The organism is Lactobacillus equicursoris DSM 19284 = JCM 14600 = CIP 110162, from assembly GCF_001434815.1.
GTDB classification, from domain to species: domain Bacteria; phylum Bacillota; class Bacilli; order Lactobacillales; family Lactobacillaceae; genus Lactobacillus; species Lactobacillus equicursoris.
Genome location: NZ_AZDU01000004.1, coordinates 13,848 through 35,681 on the forward strand (window position 1 = coordinate 13,848; position 21,834 = coordinate 35,681).

The 21,834-nt window shown below is 48.5% G+C and carries 19 protein-coding genes and 1 other RNA gene; 3 read left to right on the forward strand and 17 right to left on the reverse strand.

Annotation, left to right across the window (positions count from 1 at the left end):
• Positions 1 to 43 precede the first annotated feature (43 nt).
• Positions 44 to 1,732, forward strand: coding sequence for an Rqc2 family fibronectin-binding protein (locus FC20_RS01575; RefSeq protein ID WP_008463092.1), 1,689 nt, complete (start codon positions 44 to 46; stop codon positions 1,730 to 1,732).
• A gap of 91 nt (positions 1,733 to 1,823) precedes the next feature.
• Here FC20_RS01575 and FC20_RS01580 read toward each other — a convergent pair whose 3' ends face one another.
• The 13 genes from FC20_RS01580 to FC20_RS01635 form a co-directional block, all read right to left on the reverse strand.
• Positions 1,824 to 3,167: a PFL family protein gene (locus FC20_RS01580; protein ID WP_008463091.1), complete on the reverse strand. Its 1,344-nt coding sequence runs from the start codon at positions 3,165 to 3,167 to the stop codon at positions 1,824 to 1,826.
• Positions 3,167 to 3,448, reverse strand: a complete 282-nt coding sequence (locus FC20_RS01585) for an ACT domain-containing protein (protein ID WP_008463089.1) — start codon at positions 3,446 to 3,448, stop codon at positions 3,167 to 3,169. Before FC20_RS01585 ends, FC20_RS01580 begins: the two co-directional genes overlap by 1 nt.
• A gap of 136 nt (positions 3,449 to 3,584) precedes the next feature.
• Positions 3,585 to 6,770 carry a carbamoyl phosphate synthase large subunit gene (locus FC20_RS01590; protein WP_008463087.1) on the reverse strand — a complete coding sequence of 1,062 codons (3,186 nt, stop codon included), beginning with the start codon at positions 6,768 to 6,770 and terminating at the stop codon, positions 3,585 to 3,587.
• The gene (locus FC20_RS01595) at positions 6,770 to 7,825 is read right to left on the reverse strand and encodes a carbamoyl phosphate synthase small subunit (RefSeq protein ID WP_056945285.1); all 1,056 of its coding nucleotides are present in this window, start codon (positions 7,823 to 7,825) and stop codon (positions 6,770 to 6,772) included. Before FC20_RS01595 ends, FC20_RS01590 begins: the two co-directional genes overlap by 1 nt.
• 3 nt (positions 7,826 to 7,828) lie before the next feature.
• Positions 7,829 to 8,737: an RluA family pseudouridine synthase gene (locus FC20_RS01600; protein ID WP_008463077.1), complete on the reverse strand. Its 909-nt coding sequence runs from the start codon at positions 8,735 to 8,737 to the stop codon at positions 7,829 to 7,831.
• 2 nt (positions 8,738 to 8,739) lie between these two features.
• On the reverse strand, positions 8,740 to 9,192 hold the full coding sequence (gene lspA, locus FC20_RS01605) for a signal peptidase II (RefSeq protein WP_008463075.1): 453 nt from the start codon (positions 9,190 to 9,192) through the stop codon (positions 8,740 to 8,742).
• A gap of 11 nt (positions 9,193 to 9,203) precedes the next feature.
• Positions 9,204 to 10,883: a formate--tetrahydrofolate ligase gene (locus FC20_RS01610; protein WP_008463074.1), complete on the reverse strand. Its 1,680-nt coding sequence runs from the start codon at positions 10,881 to 10,883 to the stop codon at positions 9,204 to 9,206.
• Positions 10,876 to 11,232, reverse strand: coding sequence for a hypothetical protein (locus FC20_RS01615; RefSeq protein WP_008463072.1), 357 nt, complete (start codon positions 11,230 to 11,232; stop codon positions 10,876 to 10,878). The genes FC20_RS01610 and FC20_RS01615 overlap by 8 nt, the downstream gene beginning before the upstream one ends.
• Positions 11,233 to 11,386: 154 nt before the next feature.
• Entirely contained in the window at positions 11,387 to 12,613 is a 1,227-nt protein-coding gene (locus FC20_RS01620) for a metallophosphoesterase family protein (RefSeq protein ID WP_008463070.1), read from the reverse strand.
• Between the two features lie 28 nt (positions 12,614 to 12,641).
• Complete coding sequence (locus FC20_RS01625) at positions 12,642 to 13,766, reverse strand: THUMP domain-containing class I SAM-dependent RNA methyltransferase (RefSeq protein WP_008463068.1); 1,125 nt, start codon at positions 13,764 to 13,766, stop codon at positions 12,642 to 12,644.
• Between the two features lie 127 nt (positions 13,767 to 13,893).
• Positions 13,894 to 14,253, reverse strand: an RNA gene (gene rnpB / locus FC20_RS09945) — RNase P RNA component class B.
• Between the two features lie 29 nt (positions 14,254 to 14,282).
• Positions 14,283 to 14,762 carry a DivIVA domain-containing protein gene (locus tag FC20_RS01630; RefSeq protein ID WP_008463065.1) on the reverse strand — a complete coding sequence of 160 codons (480 nt, stop codon included), beginning with the start codon at positions 14,760 to 14,762 and terminating at the stop codon, positions 14,283 to 14,285.
• Between the two features lie 75 nt (positions 14,763 to 14,837).
• The gene (locus FC20_RS01635) at positions 14,838 to 15,401 is read right to left on the reverse strand and encodes an SLOG family protein (RefSeq protein ID WP_008463063.1); all 564 of its coding nucleotides are present in this window, start codon (positions 15,399 to 15,401) and stop codon (positions 14,838 to 14,840) included.
• A 127-nt stretch (positions 15,402 to 15,528) separates the two neighbouring features.
• Between FC20_RS01635 and recU the strand changes: the two genes are divergently transcribed.
• Together recU and FC20_RS01645 are read left to right on the forward strand one after the other, a co-directional pair.
• Complete coding sequence (gene recU, locus FC20_RS01640) at positions 15,529 to 16,140, forward strand: Holliday junction resolvase RecU (protein ID WP_008463061.1); 612 nt, start codon at positions 15,529 to 15,531, stop codon at positions 16,138 to 16,140.
• A gap of 2 nt (positions 16,141 to 16,142) precedes the next feature.
• The gene (locus FC20_RS01645) at positions 16,143 to 18,446 is read left to right on the forward strand and encodes a PBP1A family penicillin-binding protein (protein WP_008463060.1); all 2,304 of its coding nucleotides are present in this window, start codon (positions 16,143 to 16,145) and stop codon (positions 18,444 to 18,446) included.
• Positions 18,447 to 18,512: 66 nt separating this feature from the next.
• On the opposite strand, the gene nth is transcribed toward FC20_RS01645, so the two are convergent.
• The 4 genes from nth to FC20_RS01665 all read right to left on the reverse strand — a co-directional run bounded on the left by nth (position 18,513) and on the right by FC20_RS01665 (position 21,828).
• A complete protein-coding gene (gene nth, locus FC20_RS01650; RefSeq protein ID WP_008463058.1) occupies positions 18,513 to 19,190 on the reverse strand; it encodes an endonuclease III in 678 nt (225 codons plus the stop codon).
• Positions 19,191 to 19,214: 24 nt separating this feature from the next.
• Complete coding sequence (locus FC20_RS01655) at positions 19,215 to 19,859, reverse strand: DnaD domain protein (protein ID WP_008463057.1); 645 nt, start codon at positions 19,857 to 19,859, stop codon at positions 19,215 to 19,217.
• Positions 19,860 to 19,978: 119 nt separating this feature from the next.
• Complete coding sequence (asnS, locus tag FC20_RS01660) at positions 19,979 to 21,277, reverse strand: asparagine--tRNA ligase (protein ID WP_008463055.1); 1,299 nt, start codon at positions 21,275 to 21,277, stop codon at positions 19,979 to 19,981.
• A 53-nt stretch (positions 21,278 to 21,330) separates the two neighbouring features.
• Positions 21,331 to 21,828, reverse strand: a complete 498-nt coding sequence (locus FC20_RS01665) for a hypothetical protein (protein ID WP_008463054.1) — start codon at positions 21,826 to 21,828, stop codon at positions 21,331 to 21,333.
• Positions 21,829 to 21,834 lie beyond the last annotated feature (6 nt).

Genomic DNA, 21,834 nt, shown 5'->3' on the forward strand with positions numbered 1-21,834 from the left:
TTAAAATTATTCTTTAGACAATTATGCAAGTGAGGTGCTTCAAATGGCCTTTGACGGCTTATTTATTCATAGCTTATTGACAGATTTATCAGACCAGCTCCTAGAAGGTAGACTTTCCAAAATTTACCAGCCTTTTAACAGCGACCTGGTCTTAGTTTTTAGAAAAAATCGCAAAAATCAGCAATTACTGATCTCGGCTAATCCGGAATACCCTCGCCTCTACCTCACCAAAGAATCTTTTTCAAATCCCGACGTAGCGCCTTTGTTCGTGATGGTGCTAAGAAAGTACTTGGAAGGGTCTGTTTTAAAGGGGATCAGCCAAGTAGGTCTCTCCCGAATCGTTAACTTCTCTTTTTCTAATCGAAACGAACTAGGGGATGAAATGGACTTGGTCTTGTCGGTGGAATTGATGGGCCGGCACTCCAACGTCATCCTCTACGACGCTGGCAGCGGCAAGATTATCGACCTCTTAAAACGGATCAACCCTGACGAAAACCGGGCAAGGCTGCTTTTGCCAAAAGCAACTTATGAACTGCCGCCGCTGACGCCTGGCATTAACGGTTTTACCCTGACAGAAACCGAGTTTGACCAGTTGCAGAAAAAGTACCCTGAAGCTAGCGATTTAGCTAAGGAGATGGATGGTTTGGACGGGGATGACCGGAAGGAACTTACCGGTTACCTGAAAGACGATTATTCTTATGAGTCCTTTAAGACTTTTTATAGCCACTTCTCTCGTCCGAAGGCATATGTGCTCCTGACGCCTAAACATAAGCGGCGGATTTATACCTACCTCCCCTACCACCTGGACATGACCCTGGAGAGCTCTGACAGCGACTTAAACAAGGCGCTGGACGACTTTTACTCCTACCAGGCTAACCGGGACTGGGTCAAGCAGCGGTCCCAGCAGGTTGAGCGCGTGGTTAAAAATGAGACCAAGAAGCTGTCCAAAAAGCTGAAGAAGCTGGAGGCGCAGCTGGACAGTGCGGAAAACTCAGAAGACTTGCGGATCAGCGGTGAGCTGTTAACGGCCTACCTCAACCAGGTCAAGCCAGGGATGGAAAAAATCGACCTGCCTAACTACTACGAGGAAAATAGGCCGATGACCATCAAGCTGGATCCTGCACTGTCGCCTCAAAGAAATGCCCAAAAATACTTCAAGCGCTATAAGAAGATGAGGGACTCCATCAAGCACGTCACCGAGCAGATTGAAATCACCGAATCAACCTTACACTACCTGGACTCAGTGCAAACGGAAATCGACAATGCTGAACCAGAAGACGTTGAAGCCATCAAAGAAGAATTGATCGCCCAAGGCTACCTGAAGCAGGAACAAAAGCGGCGTCGACGGCCAAAATTGACCGAAAAGAGCCTGCACAAGTTTAAGCTGAACTCTGGCAAGACGGTTTTGGTTGGGAAAAACAACCTGCAAAATGACTGGCTGACCTTAAAAAAGGCTGACAAGAACTACTACTGGTTCCACGTTAAGAATATTCCAGGCTCTCACTGCATTTTGGAAGATACCCATCCAACCGAAAGTGACATTCAAGAAGCGGCTGAGATTGCGGCTTACTTCTCTAAGGCCAAGAACTCAGCCCACGTGCCGGTTGACTATATCCAAGTTAAGCGGATCAAAAAGCCTAACGGGGCTAAGCCTGGCTTTGTCATCTACACGGGGCAAAAGTCAATTGAGGTAACGCCAGAAGCTGAAGAAATTATGGCGAAGAAGGCGTAGGACAAAACTAAATATTCAGATTTTTACTAATAAAAAAGTCTCAAGCATTGCTTGAGACTTTTTTGCATCTTTGAAATATCGCTGATTTCTACTAGTTCTTGAAGCTGTGAACTGGAGCCGGAATCCGGCCGCCGCGGTTGATCATAGCAGCACTTGATTCCTTGTGGACTGGCATGATTGGCGCGTAGCCAAAGAGGCCACCAAATTCGATGGAGTCGCCCACACCCTTGCCTGGCACTGGGATGACCCGAACGGCAGTCGTCTTGTTGTTGATCATCCCGATGGCAGCTTCGTCGGCAATCATGGCGCTGATCGTTTCCGCAGGCGTATCACCTGGTACAGCGATCATATCCAAGCCTACTGAGCAGACAGCGGTCATGGCTTCCAGCTTGTCAACGGTCAAGATGCCCTTTTCCGCTGCCGCAATCATGCCAGCATCTTCTGATTCAGGGATGAAAGCACCAGACAAGCCACCAACGTGGGAGCAAGCCATGATCCCGCCCTTTTTAACGGCATCGTTGAGCATGGCCAAAGCGGCAGTTGTCCCGTGAGTCCCGACGCTTTCCAGACCGATTTCTTCCAAAATATTGGCCACAGAGTCGCCTTGAGCTGGGGTTGGGGCCAAGGACAGGTCGACAATCCCAAAGTCAACGCCAAGCCGCTTAGAAGCTTCTTGACCGACCAGTTGCCCCATCCGGGTCACCTTGAAGGCCGTCTGCTTGATGGTTTCGGCAACCACGTCCATGGATTCGCCCTTCACCTTTTCTAGCGCCTTCTTAACGACACCTGGGCCAGAAACGCCGACGTTTAAAGCAACGTCGGATTCACCAACGCCGTGGAAGCCACCAGCCATAAATGGGTTATCTTCAACCGCGTTGCAGAAGATGACCAGGTTGCCGTTGTTGAGTGGGTTGATCTTTTCGTTTTCGATAACGATTTGCCCCATTTCCTTAACGGCATCCATGTTGATCCCACTCCGAGTTGAGCCAACGTTGACGCTGGAGCATACCCGTTCAGTTGCCTTTAAGGCTTCAGGAATAGACTTGATCAGGACCCGGTCGCCGTTTTGGTAGCCCTTGTGAACGAGAGCTGAAAAGCCACCGATCAGGTCTACGCCTACAGCCTTAGCTGCCTTGTCCAGGGTCACGGCGTACTTGACGTAGTCGCTGTCACCGGAAGCGGCTGCGATCAAGGAAATTGGCGTTACCGTGATCCGCTTGTTGGCAATCGGAATTCCGTATTCAGTTTCCAGGTCCTTAGCCACCTTGACCAGTTTTTCTGCCTTCGTGGTAATCTTGTCATAAATCTTTTGGCAGGCCTTGTCGCTGTATGAGTCAATACAGTCAAGCAAGGAAATCCCCATCGTGGTTGTCCGCAAGTCGAGGTTTTCGTTGTCGATCATATTGACCGTTTCCATAATTCGCCGTAAGTCCATTATTCCAGGCCTCCGCTCAGTTCGTGCATGGCTGCGTACATCTTTTCGTTCCGGATGTTGATTTCAACGCCCAGCTTCTTGCCGAGGTCCTTTAATTCGCTGCTCAAAGCCGTGAAGTCGGCGTCATCTGGTACGTCCACCACCATCATCATGGTGAAGTAGCCGTTCAAAATGGTTTGGGACAGGTCCAGGATATTGATTTCCTTTTCTGCCAAAAAGCCGCTCACGCCAGCCACGATCCCAGTCTTGTCTTGGCCAACCGTTGTCAAAATCGCTCTCATTTAGAGCCCTCCTAGTAAAAATCTCACTAATCAAAAACTAGCATTATAACTCTTAAAAGCCCTTTATTAATCTTTAATAAGATAATAAAGTTTTTAATAATAAAAACTTAATCTAACAAATTCAGTATACCATACTCTAGATAGGCTGAGTAGTCAGGGCCAAGGATTCCAGAACATCCAGGATCAATTGGACCGTTTCTAGACTGGAGAAGACTGGAATGTGCGTATTCAGCGCCTGGTCCTTGATCTTGATCGAGTCTTCTACCGCTGAATCTGACAAGTTGACCACGTTAACCACCATCACGATCCGGTGGGATCTGATTCTTTCCAAAAGGTTTCTCGACCCTTCCTGGATCTTGGCAATGACGCCCGTGGTAATGCCGGCTTCCGCCAAAATGTTGGCCGTCCCTTCCGTCGCCGTAATCTTAAAGCCTAGGCGGGCAAAGCGCTTGGCTAAATTGGCGACCTCACTCTTTTCCTCATCGGAAACCGAGAAGAAAATCGTCCCGTAGCTGGGAATGTGAAGGTCGCTGGCTTCATAGCCCTTGTAAAGTGCCTTGGCCAGCTGCTTGTCTCGGCCCATGACGGCATCAAATGACTTCATCTTGGAGTCAAAAGTGTTGTCAGAGCTATAGTTAAGATAAGAGAAGACCGGCATCTTGACGTGGATTAGTTCGTCGACTGGCCAGACCGCGTTTGGATAGCCCAGGTCCTTGATCTGCCGGCCCGCCAAAACCTTCACCGCATACTTGACCAAGTCCTTTTTCATTGATTTGGACAAGAAAGCCAAATTGTGGCCAGCATAGGTCTTAATCTGCAAGAGATAAATTTCGTTATCCCTAATCAAGAAGTGCAGGTTAAAAATCCCCCGGATCTTGAAGGAGCGAATCAGCTTGATCGTTTCTTCTTGCAGCTTCTGAGCCTGCTTTTTAGCCAGATATTGCGGGCCAAAAACGGCGATAGAATCAGAAGCATGCGACCCCGACTGCTCCAGGTGCTCGACAATTCCCGGGATGGTCACGTCGGTCCCATCGGTAATGGCCGTAATTTCGTACTTGATCCCAGTGATGAATTGGGAAATCGTGTAGTGGTCCACCTGGTTTTCCCGATAGTACTTTTCTAAGGCTGGCAGGTCATAAACAACAGCGGCCTTTTGCTTATTCTTTTGGTGGTAACCGCCAACCAAAACAGGATAGCCGACTTTTTCCGCAAAATTCAAGACAGCTTGGTAGTCGCTGCTTGCTAAATATGGCACTCTTTTAACATCGGAAACCTTACTAGTATCCAGGTGACTGATTGGAAGCAGCTTGGAAATGTCATGCTGGCCAAAAATCTTCAGCCCATGGCTCATCAAAGGCACCCTTAAGGCTGACACCTGCTTGCCAGAGAATTGGGTGACCACGTCGGTAATCCCCTCTTCTTCGCAGATGGTGATGATGGAGTCTAGGTTGATCGGTTCAAAGTAGACCCGGTCGACCAAGGAGTAGTCCATCGAGGCAGACTCGTCGTTGTTGGACAAAAGCACCGTCTCGTAGCCCTCTTCTTTCAAGGCTTGCAGGGCATGGTAGAGCATGTAGTCAAATTCGCTGGTGACAGACACCTGAAATGGCGGCATTCCCAAGACCAGGACTTTTTTCTTAGCCTGGTCCAGCTTCAGCTCGTTTTCGGTCCCGTAGCCTTGGTAGTAGACCTTGACCTTGGGCTGGTAGACCCCGGCACTGTTGTCAATGGCCAAAAAGCCTGGGTGGACCTCTTTTTCCGCTAAGAGTGGGAAGATGTCATGAACGTCCATCTGGGTCAGCTTGGCCAGCAAGTCGCTGGAAAAGCCGCGGATCTTGGCCTTCATCAAGAGGTCGTGGTCGAGCTCTTTGGCATGGGCAATATCATGACCGATCTTGACTAGGTACTTCAGCTTTTGGTAGTAAACTGGGTGGATGTTAAAGACGGCTGAAATCTTCTGGTAGTCAATGTCTTCACTTAAAGCCGCCAAAAGCTGAATCAGGTGGAGCTCAGTTGGATGAGCCAGGTCATCCAAGATTTCCTCTACGCTCTTGGACCGCTCTTTGATAAAGGCATTCCACATCACTTCCAGGTCGTTTGACGAAATCAGTGCCTTGAAAAAGGCACTTTCAAAGTTTCGCCCAATCCCTACGGCTTCCCCAGTTGACTGAGTTCTCTTGCCTAATTGGTAGTGGTTATAGCCAGTTTTGGAGAAGGACCAGTAAGGGATCTTGATGCTGACGGCATCCCAGACGGGCTCAATTGCCGCACAGAGGTCAGTTGCCGGATCAGTTATTTCATTTAAGTGGTAGCCAATCGCCACCTTGGCCAAGATGTAGCCGATTGAATACAGACTGGTCTTTTGGTCAAAAATCGCTGTCTTGGTGATTCGCGCTTTTACCGCTAAGACTTTGCGGTGCATCAGTCCTTCATGGTGAGAAATGGCAAAATGCACGCTTAAAAAGCCGACTAGCTTCAAGGCTTCGGCAATCCGCCGGCAGTCTTTGCGCAGAACCTGCATTTGGTCGTTGTTGACAGTTAACAGCGGCTTGATCAAGACTGAGTCGCCGGAATCGATCCCCACTGGTTCTAAGGAGCCAGTGGCGCCGACAAAGGCAATGTTGCCGGCTTCGTCACGGATCAAGTCAATGATAACTTCTTCGCAGCTAGACAGGTCTTCGCTCATGCGGTAGTCGCTTGAATGAAAGTCCTTGTCTTTAAATTCGCCGCGCAAGTACTTGGCCAAGTCAAAGCTGGTCTTAAAGGAGATGTGCTGGTTCCGCTCAAACAGAAACTTTTTGGTTAAAAGAATTGGAAAGTCCAGCTTGTTAGCCAGCTGCTCTTGCAGGTGCTCGTCATTTTTTAAGGCTAAACCGTCCAGAGTCCAGCTCTGGCTGAGCGGCAGGTGGTGGTTAGCCAAAAAATGGGCCCGCTTTTGCGGGTTGGCCATGGCGATGCCTAGATCATTGGTCCCTAAAATCCGGATCCCCATCTGGTGCAAGATTCCGTCTGCTTGCAGCTTTTTAGTCACGTTTAAGGCAGTGAGCGACCCAAAGGGCGTCATGATGGCATCGGGCTCTTCCATCCGCAAGATCCGCTTCAAAAAGTCCAAGGTCATAGGTTCTAGGTAAACCGTGAGACCGGGCACTGGATCGGTCGAAACACTGGCCGGATTAGGGTTGACCAAGACCACCTGGATGTTTTCCTCAATCAGGGCCTTAATGGCGCTTTTCGTCAACAGGTCGGTATTGGCCACGTTGCCAGCAAGAGAAGAGCCTGACCCAATTATCAAAATTTTGTTTAATTCATTTTCGCGAGGCATTACTTCACCAGTTTCAGAAAATCATCAAAAATCAGCCGACCATCTAAAGCACCTGGCGCCCCTTCGGGGTTGAAGGCGACCGCCATGAGCTTCATTTTTTCGTTGGTAAAGCCGGCTAAGAGCTCGGTATGGAGGTCAAAATATTCTTCGTTAAAAGTCAGCTGGGCATCATCAGGCAAGACCAGTTGACCAATATTCATGGCCGTTTGCCAAACTTGCCCTTCCGTTTGGCTGATCACCGGGAAGTTGGTCCCATTTTGGTATTGTGGCAAATCGACCAAGGTCATGTCCAGATAGTCCGCGATCGCCAAAAAGCCCAGGCCCACGCCCAAAATCGGCAATTGGCCCAGGTAGGCATCTAGGATCTTGCTCAAATAGCGCATGACCTCATTGGTTTGGCCAGGACCATTAGAGATGATAATCCCGTCCGGCCGCAGACTCTTTAAATCCCGCACTTCTGCGTTATAAGGCAAAACGTTGGCATTGATCTGTCTTAAAGATAGTTCCCGTAGCATGGTGTGCTTGAGGCCTAAGTCAATTACCGCGATGGTCTTGCCCACGTTTGGCGCCGCATAGGCATTTTTGGTTGAAACCAGTGCGCTCTTATTTTTAGGCAAAACCAGTGCGCGAATCTGGTCAAAGGCGTGGGCATCATCGGTATCCATGATCGAGGCCTTGATGGTCCCCTGCTTTTGGAGCTTCCGGACCAGGGCCCGGGTGTCCACGTTAAAAATCGCTGGTACGCCTTTTTCTTTTAAAAAGTCCGCCAAAGACTGGAAATTGTCATTATCCGTAATGTTTAGGGCCACATCGTTAGCAATGACGCCCTTAACGCTAGGTTGCATGCTTTCGTAGTCGACGGCGTTGATCCCGTTTGAGCCGATCATGGGCGTCGTAAAAACAATAATCTTGCCGGCATTGGCGGGATCAGTCAGGACTTCCTGGTAGCCGTAATTGCTGGTTTGAACGGCTAATTCTCCGGTGGCCGTAATGGCGGCTCCGATGCCGTCACCCTTATAAGAGGAACCGTCCTCCAAAATTAAGTAGCGTTTCATTCTTTACTTCATCTTCTCCCGCAAGCTGGCCACTGTTTTTTGAAAAATTTCCGGCGGCTCAACTGAAAATTCCAGCCACTGGCCGGTGGTCGGCTGCTCAAAGCCCAGGGTTTGGGCGTGCAAAAATTGGCCGTGTCCTGGCAGGGTCTTCCTTGGACCATACAAGGGATCACCTGCTAAAGGATGACCGATATAGGCCATGTGGACTCTAATTTGGTGGGTCCGGCCGGTTTCCAGCTGACATTCGATCAAGCTGTAACCTGGGTATTGTTCTAAGACCTTAAAGTGAGTCACCGCATTTTTGCCATTTTCGACTACGGCCATTTGCTTGCGATCCCGCGGGTTGCGGGCAATTGGGGCATCGACCGTACCAGATTTTTCCGCAAAATTGCCGTGAACAATCGCCAGGTAGATCCGCTTGTTGGACTTTTGTGCCAGCTGAGCTTCTAGGGACTCTCTAGCCTTGGCATTTTTAGCTACCATAAGTAGGCCCGACGTGTCCTTGTCAATCCGGTGGACGATGCCTGGCCGAAAGCCTTCCGGGCTATCTGCCAAATCCCGGGTATGGTAAAGCAGGGCATTCACCAGTGTGTGGTTAGGATGTCCTGCTGCGGGGTGGACGACCATGCCTTGGGGCTTGTTGACCACAATGACGTCGTCGTCCTCATATACGATATCTAAGGGAATATTTTCGGGTTCCAGGTCTAGGGGTTCGAGAGGCAAAATGTTGACTTCAATTTGGTCGCCAGCTTCCACCTTATAAGAAACCTTGGTCTTTTTGCCATTGACCAAGACTTGCCCAGCTTGAGCCAGGTCTTTGATCCGGCTGCGAGACAGATCAATCCGCTCTGCCAGATACTTGTCTAGGCGCAAGCCAGCCTGGTCAACGATCAGCTCAACTTTTTCTGCCATCCCTAATCCTCCCTTTCAATAAATAGCAAATAACAAAAGATCAGTACAACGCCCACGGTAATGGCAGAATCGGCCAGGTTAAAAATGTTGAACTGCACGAAGTCCAGCTGGATCATGTCGATCACATACTTCAGGTGCAGGCGGTCGATTAAGTTGCCGATGATGCCGCCCAAGGTAAAGATCAAGCCAGTCTTAAACATCCAGTGGCTGTATTTTTTATTAAAGTAAAAATACAAAACCACGCCAATGGCGATCAGGCTAATCACGTAAAAGAGCCACATCTGGCCAGACAAGACGTTCCAAGCCGCACCGTTATTTTTCACGTAGGTGAAGGAAAAAAGTCCCGGCATCACATCATGCACTTCGCCAACCTTGTAGTTAGTGGCAATATAATACTTTAACCCTTGGTCGGCCGCCGCAATTAGCGCCGCAATTACTAATCCAATTACTTGCATATTCCTCTTTTCTAGAACAAACCGCTGATCTTCCCGGTTTCGTCCACATCAATATCCAGGGCTGCTGGGTGTTTTGGCAAGCCTGGCATGTCTAAAATATGGCCGGTTGAAATGACAACAAAGCCTGCACCATTGCGGAGGCTCAAGCCCTTTACGTGCAAGGTGAAGTCAGTTGGGGCGCCAAGTTCCTTAGCGTTGTCGCTGAAGCTGTATTGGGTCTTGGCGATAATGACTGGCAAACGGTCCTTACCCAGCTTTTGCAGCTTTTCTAAGTCCCGCTTGGCCTTGTCGCTGTATTCAACATCGGCAGCATGGTAAATCCGCTTAGCAACTTTTTCAATCTTAGTTACTAAGTCATCATCTTCATTATAGCTTGAAACGAGCTCGTAGTCGCTATTGTCTGCCAATTCGACGATTTTTTCTGCAGCTGCCTTGGCGCCCTTGGAACCGTCGTCGTGGGCAGTTACGATTTCTACTGGGAAGCCTTGAGCTTCGATCATGGACTTGAGCAGGTCCAGTTCAGCTTCGGTGTCAGTTGGGAACTTGTTGATGACAACCAAAACTGGGATTTGGTATGAGCGAACGTTGTTCATGTGGCGGTCAAGGTTGGCAAAGCCTTCCTTAAGAGAGTCCAAGTTTTCTTCCTTCAAGTGGTCAGTTGACTTTTCAGCTTGGTACTTGAGGGCCCGGACAGTAGCCACCACAACGGCTGCATCCGGCTTCTTTTCCAGCTTAGTTGACACAAAGTCAAGGAACTTTTGCCCGCCAAGATCTGAACCAAAGCCGGCTTCACTCAATACGTAGTCGCTGAGGTGCAAAGCCAGGTTGGTTGAGATAATGGAGTTGTTGCCGTGAGCGATGTTGGCAAAAGGACCGCCGTGAACGAAGGCTGGAGTGTGTTCCAGGGTTTGCACCAGGTTTGGCTTCAAGGCTGTTGACAAAAGGGCCGCAATAGCGCCTTGGAAGCCCAGGTCCTTGACATAAACTGGTTCATCGTCGTAAGTGTAGCCAACTAAGATCTTGCTGATTCGCTCCTTGAGGTCCAGGATGTCCTTGGACAGGCAAAGGATAGCCATCAATTCGTGACCAACCGTCAATTGGAAGCTGGCTGGGCGCTCAACCCCATTAAACTTGGAGCCTTGGCCAATGGTGATCTTCCGCAAAGTCCGATCGTTAACGTCCAAACCGCGCTTGATCACGATCTTTTCTGGGTCTAAGCCAAGTTCGTTTCCTTGGTAAATGTAGTTGTCAACTAAGGCTGACAAGTTGTCGATTGCAGAAGTCAAGGCGTGCATGTCGCCAGTAAAGTGGAGGTTGATGTCCTCCATTGGGATCACTTGAGCGTAGCCGCCGCCAGCAGCCCCACCCTTCATGCCAAAGACTGGGCCCATGGATGGTTCTCTTAAGGCAATCACAGTCTTCTTGCCGAGCTGGTTGTTGATGGCATCCCCGATCCCGATGGTCATGGTAGACTTGCCTTCACCGGCTGGAGTTGGAGAAATGGAAGTTACCAAGATCAGCTTGCCCAAGTGGCCGTTTCCTTCGCTTCTCTTGATGGCTTGCCAGTTGACTTTGGCCTTATCCTTGCCGTATTCTTCTAAATCTTCTGAATGAAGGCCAAGCTTAGCCGCGATATCGGTAATTGGCAATTCCTTAGCTTCTTGTGCAATTTCAATGTCAGTCTTAACCATTCTTGTCACGCTTTCTACTGATAACCAGATAATCTAAACTGTGATGCCGCGAAATCTTGGCCCGGTAAACAGCAAAGCACTTCCAGCTGCCGACCAGGCTAGGTTTCTTTTCTAGAACAATCGCCCTTCTAAATGGCAAATGGAGCTCCATTTTCTCGCCTAAAGAGACAAAAGAAGTCAGCCATGTATAAATCAGAAAGAGCCCAAAGAGGAAGAAAGTAACGACCATTGGTGGGTTGACGAACTGGCTCCCTTCCAGGCAAAAAATGATTGCCAAGAACAAAAGGCAGAAGAACCAACTGTAATAGATTACTCCCAAATTCCCCAAAAAAACCAAATGCTTCTTCATGAAAAACTCCTTGTACTAGATATGACTGATTATAACAAATACCGAGGCGAATTCCGACAATTACGAAAAATATTCTTTAATTATCTTTAAATTGTTCGGCTATTTTAACAGATTCTGACTTTTGTAAAAAAAAATCAAAAAATAGATCGTTTTTTTACCAAGCGAGCGTTAGCTCTTGACTTGATTCCTGGCTTTCAGTCAAAGAATTCAGGTACCAGCGCAGATTTGGCCCCATCTGCAGCAATTTTTGATACGTGGCAGACTTTTTTAAAGTAGCCAATTCTGCTGGTGTCAGATTCCCCTGGCCAGTGAAATAGTTCCAGTGTAGCTTTTTCAGTAAAGAAATTGCCTCTTGCCCTTCAGCAGTGCCGTCAAAAGTCAAAAAGTGCTCCATCAGCTGGTCGTTAGCTCCATCAAAAACTTTGACCAAATAGGAATGAAAATCGTTAAAGGGATAGGCTTTTTTCTCTTGCTCGGTCAGGTAACGATCGATGTCAAAAGTTTTGCGCCGATAGTCAAGCTGGTTATTGCCCAATTTCACAACGCCGTATCCCTGGTCAGTTTCGGCAAAGCAGGAGCTGACAATTTCCGGTATTGCTACGTTTTTTGCCATAATGTGCTGGGCGTGAATGTGGCCGGAAAAAGCGCAGCGAACTGGGTACTTTTTTAAGAGGGCCAGCAGTTCAGCGGCATTGTTCAGCCTAAAGCCGTCATGAACCACCGAATTATGGTCATAAAGGTTGTGGTGCATGAAAAAGAGCATTTCCTGGTCTGCTTTTTGCCCAGTCTCCAGCTCTTGCGTCAGCCACGCCCGCTCACTGTCGGTTAAATTGCCGCTAGTAATGGGGTGACCATAGGATTCTTGGTGGCCATAGATGTTGGAATCAAGGCAAATTAGGCGCCAGTGCGGGTTTAAGTTGACCGCAAAAGACAGGGAATTTGGATCAAGGCTTTCAGCCAGATCATAAGTAGCCGAAAAAATCTCCCGCCAGTCCCTGGGGCTAAGTTGATCCACCCGGTATTCCTGGTCAGCCTCAAACCGCCTGGCCCAGCCATCGAAGATATCATGGTTGCCGGGGATGGCAATCAGCGCCACGCCAGCTTTTTTCAAAGGGGCAAAAAGCTCGGCAAACTTTTTGGCAGATGCTTTAGCACCGTTAAAGGTTAAATCACCCGTGATCACGACGGCATCCGGCTTTTCTTCAACAACTTTTTTAACAAAAGCCCTCAGCGCCGTTTCCTGGTAGGTGATGTCCTTACCCGCACTGGTAGCCTGCATCTGCTCAAAGCGGGGGCCAAAGTCGTGCAGGCTGTCTACGATTAAATGAGGATCTGACAATAGCCAGAATTCAGGATTGGCCTTATCTGTGATTACTTTCATAGTCTTGTAATTATTGTAATATCTATTTTTAGTTCCACTTAGCCCAGTATTGGTAGAAGATTACCGGCAAGTTACCGTTGAAGAACTTCCGCTTCTTGTTGGCCTTTTTCCCGTAAAAATCTTCAAACTTTTGGTCCGCCGTCAGGTAGTACTGGCTAAAGCTAGACAGCGGCTTTAAAACTTCCCCCATCTGCTCATAGAGGGCTTCGGCGCCCTGCCGGTCCTTCAGCCGCTTACCGTATGGCGGGTTGGACACGATGACGCCGTTAGTCAGGTCAGTCTTAAAGTCCTTTACGGCAACTTGTTTAAAGCGGATGTCTTGCAAAACGCCGGCATTGTGGGCGTTCAGCTTGGCCACTTCCAAGATGGACTGGTCGATGTCGCTGGCCCAGATTGGGGCTTGCGCCGGTGTTTGCATTGACTTGGCTTCTTCAATCAAGTTTTGGTGCAGCTTTTGGTCAAACCAGTCAAACTTGTCAAAAGAAAAGTCCCGCTTAAGACCTGGCGCAATATTTTTAGCAATCATTGCCGCTTCAATTGGCAAGGTGCCGGACCCGCACATGGGGTCAACGAAGGGGTGGGTGCCATCGTAGATGGTTAGCTTGATCAAGGAAGCCGCAAAGTTTTCCTTCAGTGGCGCCCCGCCGTGCTCAATCCGGTAGCCGCGCTTAAACAAACTGTCGCCAGTCGTATCAAGGGACAGTCTAGCCTTGTCTTGGTAGATGTGGATGTCCAGCTGGTAGAGCGTCCCATTTTCTGGCAAGACGCCCCGTCTTCTGTACTGCTTAGACATCTTGTCGACGATCGCCTTCTTCACGATCCGCTGTACGTCTGGCTCAGAGTGCAATTTGCTGCGGACGCTGCGACCCTTGACAGGGAAAGCAGCGTCAGGCGGCAAGAGCATGGCCCAGTCATAGGCATAGGTTTCATCATAAAGGGTGGTAAAGTCGGTTGCCTTAAATTCCTTTAAGAGGATCTTGATCCGGTCAGCCGTTCTCAGCCACAAGTTGCAGCGGGCAATGTCTTCTTGCGTCCCTTCAAAAAAGACCCGCCCTTTTTCAGTTCTGGTTTCATAACCCAAGGCGTGGAGCTCTTTGGCTACGACATCTTCAAAGCCTGACCCCATGGTTGCGTATAATTGGTATTTTTCCATGTTGATTTCTTTCGTCTTTCTTTTACTAACTTCTTACTTCAGTTTTGTTGTTTTACAGAATGGCTTCTTTGTCAAATAAATAAAAAAAGTTGGGCTTCCAAAGAAGTCCAACTCTAGCCATGCAAATTTCTATAAGCCACGTTCTGTTCCGCTGGCGCCCGGCTAAGCGACAGCTTCAGCAGCCATCTATCTCTACAGATGTAGTCCAACTTTTAGTTCATTTACCTAAGTTGAGACGCCCCTACCAAATTTTTGGGTTGCACGCTCGCAGGGTTTACCTCGTTCCACCAGGTCGGTTTCCCGCCTGCTTCGTCACTGTGGCACTTCCAGGATATTCGCGCATGGCCAAAGGCTTTAGCGTTTTCTCCGCCGTGAAGCTAAGCTTCCTCCAGCTTATTGGGCTGAATACGATCACTACGGGCATCGCAGCCCGTGCGTGCGTGGACTTTCCTCAGCTAGCAATAGCTAGCCGCGACTGCTCAAAATCTGCAACGTTATCTATTATAGCAAACTTTTCTACTTTTGTAAGTCCTGAATTCCATAAACTCTTTGTTCCAGGTTGTAGACTTTGCGCTCCAGAGTAGACAATCTTTGAATAATCGCCATGTTGGTGGAAATTTCACCGCTGCTGGTGCTGGAATCAAGTGAAAATTCCGCTTTTTGCCTTTGTGAGCTTGGAACGTAAGTCTTTACGTCTTCTTCTTTAGGCTCAGTCGTTGCAGAAGCCGGAACTGCAGGAGCGGCTGGTGCCGGAATTTCAACCGTCTTTTCAGCAGGCTGCTCTTTAACTTCCTTCTTTGCCTTGATTACTTCACCTTGCAATTCGCCAATCCGGCCATAGAGATCTTCGATAATGTCTTGGAAGGTCTCGTAGTCGGCAATGATTTGATCAAGATAAGAATCAACCTCATCTGGATCATAACCCTTAACCTTGCTTCTGAATTTTTTCTTTAAAATATCCTGTGCGGATAGCTTAATATCGTTTAAATCTGCCATTAACTTCTAGACTCCTTTGTACTAAAGTAATTTTACCAAAAAGGGGCCTGGTAGAAAAGAAAGAAAGTATAAAAATTACCATTCTCGCAAGGATTCTTCATAATCTCTCCCGGCTTGCTCCAGGTCATAGTAGTCAATTAAATCAAGCTGGTAGTCGCTTTTACCCTGATCTAAATAGTGCTGAACCATTTCATAATCGTATTTGGACTTGCCAGGATATTCCGGATCATAGATCATCAGGGCCTGGTCAGTATGGTTAAACATAAAGTGCTGGTACTCCCTAAGCTGCCCTGCTCCGCTATAGCCGCCCATTGACGTCGCCGAGCAAAAATCGGCGTTGGCCTTCAAGTTGTTGAGCTTGGCCTGGTTGTTTTCGCTCCAGCGAGAGCCAAAATCCATGTAAGGCAGCATGACGGCCACGCGCAGGTTGTATTTCTCCCTCAGTTCAATGGCAACTTCCGCGCTCCACTGCTCGGTGCCCAGCTGTCCGCCCGTAATAACCCAGTCCAGCTGGTCTTCTTCTAGCATGGCGGTCAGGCGCTGCTTAAGTGCATACTTAATCACGGTGATTTTCGGGTCCTTATCGCCAAAAGTTCCCAGTTCATAGCTCCGGTAGCCAGTAATCCATAGTCTTTGCATTTTTTCACCTCTTAGCTAGCAGCATGCTCCACTTTTTCTCTAACTAGATAATTGTATCATTCTGGAAACAAAAGAATTAGTTTTATGCGCCCATTATTGTTATAATGACATTCAGGAGTGATCAATTATGATTAAATACCCAACTGGCTCCGGAGCGTCTTTGGCTGACTTTCAGAAAAATCAGCCAGTTTCGCCCAAGGAGATCAGTTTTTCTGACCGGGGGATGACTTTAGAGCAGCAGATCAATGAATCCAACCAGTTCTACCTGGCGCAAAAGATGGCTGTCGTCCATAAAAAGCCGACCCCGATTCAAATCGTCAAAGTCGATTATCCCAAGCGTTCACGGGCCGTCATCCGCGAAGCCTACTTCCGGCAGGCTTCAACGACCGACTACAATGGCGTCTACCGCGGCTACTACCTGGATTTTGAGGCTAAGGAAACGAAAAACAAGAAGTCTTTTCCTTTGAAGAACTTCCATGAGCACCAACTCGTTCACCTTGCTAATTGCCTCGACCAAGGCGGCATCTGTTTTGCCATTATTGGCTTTATGACCTTGAGACGCTACTTTGTTACCCCAGCCTCTTTTGTCATCGATGCTTGGCATGAATGGAAAAATGGCGCTAAAAGCTCCATGGCTTTAAGCGACATTGTCAAGAGCTCCATCGAAATCAAAACCGGCTATCGGCCAACCCTGCCTTACCTTGAAGCGGTTGACCAACTAATTGCAGATAGGAAGTAACTATGGCAACAAACAATTCAAAGCAAAAGAATACTCGCATGGCACGGCGCCGTGCCAGCGAGAAGCAAAGCAAGTCCAGACCGGTGATCAAGATCATTAAATGGTGCTTTTTGATCGTCTTCTTGCTGATCGTTACCGGCGTTGGCGTCTTTGCCTACTACGCTAAAGATGCGCCAAGCATCAGCACCTCCCAGCTGCAAAGCGGGGGTTCTTCCAGTTTTTACACCAGCGATGGCAAGTTCCTCATGTCCTTGGGGTCAGAAACCAGAGTTTATGTCAAAAGCAAGAACATTCCTCAAGAGCTGAAAGATGCGGTAGTCTCCATCGAAGACAAGCGCTTTTACTCTGAAGGCCTGGGGATTGACCCGGCCAGAATCTTGTCTTCATTCTTGACCAACGTGAAGAGTTCCAGCACCGTGGCCGGTGGTTCCACCATCACCCAGCAGCTGGTCAAATTGACCGTCTTCTCAACGGCAGCTTCCCAAAGAACCCTGTCCAGAAAGGCTCAAGAAGCCTGGCTGGCCATGAAGGTTGAAAGAGAATACACTAAGGATCAAATCTTAGAGTTCTATATCAACAAGGTCTACATGAACTATGGGACCTACGGGATGGGAACGGCTGCCAGCTACTACTACGGCAAGTCTTTGAAGCAGCTTGACTTGGCCCAGCTGGCTTTAATGGCGGGGATGCCTAACGCCCCTGTTGCCTACAACCCTTACCTTTACCCAAAGAAGGCAACCTACCGGCGGAACCTGGTCTTGAAGGCCATGTACAACGACAAGAAGATCACCAAGGCCCAGTACCTGAAGGCCAAGGCTGAAAACGTGCAAAAGGGCTTGAAGAAGCACACCACTTCAACCGAATCAAAGCTGCGCAAGATCGATGACGCCTATATCAAGGAAGCAATCGCTGAAGTGCAGGCTGATGGCTATGATCCTTATAACGACAACCTGAAGATCACCTTGAATATCAACCAAAAGGCTCAAAACAAGCTCTACTCTTTGGCAAATTCAGACTCAGTTGCCTTTTCAAGCAAAAAGATGCAGGTTGGGGCTACGGTCATTGAGCCAAGTACCGGTAAGGTAATTGCGATCCTAGGTGGACGCAAGCTGCCGTCGGTCCAGCTGGGACTTGACCGAGCTGTCCAAACTGGCCGGTCGACTGGTTCAACCATCAAACCGGTTCTGGACTATGCCCCTGCTATTGAATACCTCAACTGGGGCACAAGCCACATCGTGGAAGATACCAAGTACACCTACCCTGGCACCAATGTCCAGCTCTACGACTGGGACAACACCTACATGGGATCAATGAGCATGCGCTATGCCTTGGTTCAATCACGGAACGTGCCAGCTGTTCGGACCTTAAACGAAGTCGGCATTTCCCGTGCTTCCCTTTTTGCTAGAAAAATGGGCGTGAAGGTCAGCGCCAATGCGGGCCTGTCAACAGCAATCGGGGCCAATGCCTCTAGCTTGCAGATGGCCTCCGCTTACGGGACCTTTGCGACAATGGGCGTCTACCACAAGCCGCACTTTGTTTCTAAGATCGAAACGGCCGATGGTCAAGTCCGCAGATACGGCTCAACTGGCACCAGGGTGATGAAGAAGTCCACGGCTTACATGATTACCGACATGCTGAAGGGCGTTTTGTCCAGCGGTACTGGGACTAGCGCCAAGATCTCTGGCATTTACGCAGCCGGCAAGACTGGTACGGTTAAATATTCAGACGATGAACTGGTTAAGTACCCAAGCTACAGTTCAACGCCTAAGGATTCCTGGTTCGTTGGCTACACCAAGCAGTACTCCATCGGGGTGTGGACGGGTTATGACAACCTGAAGGACGGGACAATCACCGGCGTTGGCCAATATTCGGCCCAGCTCCTCTACAAGTACATGATGCAGTACCTGATGCAGGACAAGACCAGCAGTGACTGGACCATGCCTTCAACCGTTGTGAAGAAGCGGATCGTGAAGAATACCGAAGATGAAGTAGCCTCCCCTGGCCAATCCTACACTTGGGAACTCTTCGTTAAGGGCCACGCTCCAACGGATGCTGACTATGTTTCATCCAGCACTTCAACTTCGAAGTCAACCAGCATGGTAACGACTAGTTCCAGCAAGTCGTCAAGCTCATCTAAGTCTTCATCCTCATCAAAGAGCTCATCGTCTTCAAGTTCGAGCTCAGCTAGTTCCAGTTCACAGGCTTCATCTAGTCAAGCTTCAAGGTCATCAGCGGCCTCTTCCAGTCAGAAGACCACTGAGAATAATGGCAATAACGAGGATACTGATGAGAAGAAGACACAATAGTCTTTGTTTAAAAATTTAGACAAAAAGAAAAGTCCGCTTTTGCGGACTTTTTTCATGCTCTTTTTACTACTTGAGATAACTGTAAGGATCCTGATTCTTGGCCCGAGCCGGCATGGTGTAGCGGCCAAAGAAGATCATAGCGTGGTGGGTGTGGATCCATTCGTCTTTTGGCAAAAGCTCCTCCAACCGCTTTTCCACCTGCTCTGGGGTCGCCTTTTCCGGCACGATCTTGAACTTTTTAGCAATGCGGGAAACGTGAGTGTCAACCGCAATCGCTGGGATCCCCCAGCCTTCGGCTAAAACGACATTAGCAGTCTTGCCGCCAACGCCGGGCAGGGTCACCAGTTCGGCCTTGGTGCCGGGGACCTCCCCGCCAAAGTCATCGACCAAGATTTGGGCAGTTTCTTTTAAGTGCTTGGCCTTGGTCCGGTATAAGCCGAGCCTAGAAATATCGCCCTCAATCGCCTGAATTGGGGCCTTGGCCATGGCTTCTGGGGTCGGAAAATCCGCAAAGAGCTGTGGCGTTACTTGGTTAACCATCTTGTCGGTGGTTTGGGCACTGATCATGACGGCGCAGAGCAATTGGAATTTATTGTTCCAGTTGAGCTCCCCCTTGGCGTCGGGGTACATGGCGTCGATCCGTCTTAGAACCTTCCGGGCTTCCTCATCGCTGAGCAGTTCTTCTGTTGTCACTTTAGCAATTTTTGTTGCTTCTTTACTTTTCGTTTTTGCCTTATCGCTCATATTCTCCTCCATTTTATCAAAAAACTACCGGTTTCTTTCAAGATACTGCTGGACTTCGCTGCTGGTCTTCAAATTCATCCGCTGCCAGTTGAGCAAGATCCGGTCGACGTACTTAAAGCTCATCGCCCGAGATAATACAGCCTCTCTTAAGGCTAGACGAACCACATCTGGTGAATAATGGTCTAAGTTCAGCCAGTCTTGCACTTCTTCGCGCTCAATCGGGGTCAGGTAGCGGCCAAATTCGATCTCAAACTCTCTCGCTAAATCGTTGACCGGATCATTGTCTAAGGTATCTTCTTGCAGCTTGACTTCCTGGCTGTCTGGCTTGATGGTCACATGATCGTTCAGGTACTGGTCCAGTTTGTCATACAAGGGATCCAGATTGTAGGAGCTGGATATTTTCCCCTCTTGGTCTTTGGCCTGCAAAATAGTCAGGCAATCCTTCTCAAGCAGGCTCTGAACTAAAAGCGACACGTCATTTATCGAAAAGTTGGTATTAGCGGCAATTTTCTCGTTGCTTGGAAAAAAGTTGCCCCTTTGGAAAAAGGCCTCTAGTTGGATCACCAGGACCAGTTCTGACTCGGTTAAACCAAGTTTTGCGTAGTAGGCAATCAAGCCATTCATCAGCGTTGTCTGCCCCAGCCGACGGTAGTAGTTGTAGCTCGGCACCTCTTTGCCCTCTTTCTTTTTCTATCGATTTTCTCTCTTAAAAATTGTCAAAAAAATAAAAGAGTGATTGCTCACTCTTTTATTTTAGCTTTTTTGCCTTTTCATTAACAGAAAAAGGCTTATGGTTGCATTCTGTTGATCATTCTTGGGAATGGAATAGCTTCACGAACGTGGTCCAGCTTGCAGATCCAAGCGATTACCCGTTCAAAGCCCATGCCAAAGCCAGAGTGAGGAACTGAACCGTACTTGCGCAAGTCTAAGTACCAGCTGTAGTCGTCTAAGCTCAGGCCAGCTTCTTCGATTTGAGCCTTCAAAGTGTCGTAGTCAGCTTCACGTTCTGACCCACCCATGATTTCACCGTAGCCTTCTGGTGCTTCTACGTCAGCACAGAGGCAAGTCAATGGGTTTTCTGGGTTCTTCTTCATGTAGAAAGGCTTAATGGCAACTGGGTAGTTGACGATAAAGAATGGACGGTCAAATTTTTCTGACAGGTAAGCTTCGTCAGGTGCCCCAAAGTCATCGCCCCATTTGATGTCGCGGCCGCCTTCTTGCAGCATCTTAATGGCATCATCGTATGACAAACGAGTGTAGTTGCCTTCGGCAGCTGGCTTCAGCTTATCAACGTCCCGGCCCAGAATGCTGAGTTCGTATTCACAGTGTTCCAAAACTTGGCCAACAACGTATGACAAGAAGCGTTCTTGGAGGTCCAGGGATTCATCTTGGTGCATCCAAGCCATTTCTGGTTCCATCATCCAGAATTCAGTCAAGTGCCGACGAGTCTTTGATTCTTCTGCCCGGAAGGTTGGACCAAAGGTAAAGATCTTGCCAAAGGCTTCTGCCCCAACTTCGCCGTACAATTGGCCTGATTGTGACAGGTAAGCATCGTGGTCAAAGTATTCGATATGGAAGAGTTCGGTGGTGCCTTCTGGAGCAGAGTGCATCAACAGTGGCGCGTCAAACTTAACGAAGCCTTCGTTTTCAAAGAAGTCAACCGTTGCTTTGAAGATGCGGTTTCTGATTTGCATAATGGCAAACGGACGACGGCTTCTCAGCCACAAGTGACGGTGGTCGAGCAAGAAGTCAACCCCGTGTTCCTTGTTGGTAATTGGGTAGCCTTCATTGTTGGAAACAACTTCCAAGTCAGTGATTTGGATTTCGTAGCCAAAGTGTGACCGGGCATCTTCATGGATGGTCCCAGTGATGTAGAAGCTGGCTTCTTGCCGCAAGCCCTTTGCTGCTTCGAAAACTTCTTCACTAACATTGTTCTTGCGGACTACGCCTTGGAAAAAGGCAGTACCATCCCGCAATTGCAAGAAGACGATCTTCCCGCTTGAACGCTTGTCAGTCAGCCATACGTGCATATGGACTTCTTCGTCGACGTGCTTAGCTGATTCTCTAATTGAAATCAATTCTGTCATTCTTTAAATTCCACCTTAAAAATCTTTTAACTCTCTCCATGATAACAAATTTTTTACAATTTATCGACAAGAGAAAGCAGTTTTCCGTCTTTAAACTGATAAATTGCGTAGCAATAGCTGCCATCAGAGTTGGTTGCCGTCACTTCCCAGACTGCCTGCCCCTTATGCCAGCCAAGGTTGATCTCCTTCACAGTCTTTTTGGGGTACTTCTTTTGGAAGTTCTGCTTAACCGTACTTTCACTGACCCCTTCACTGGCTGAGTAGTAGTAGGCCTTTTTTGTCCCCGGCAGGTAGACAAAATAGGCCTCCTTGCCGCTCGCCGTCTTACCAGCTGCTGATAGGGACTTAGTGCCCCGGTTCAAGTGGTAATACTTGGTGACCTTGCTCATTGAGGTCTGCTTGACCAGTTTGGCTACCTTGGCGTCGGCTTTCACGTACGGCTGGGTCGCATTTTTGACTAGCATCACTAAGCCAAAATAAGCAATTGCTAGGAAAAAGACCAACCAAGCCAAGTACTGCAATACCGTTTTTACCTTGTCATTCAATAACAATGAAAC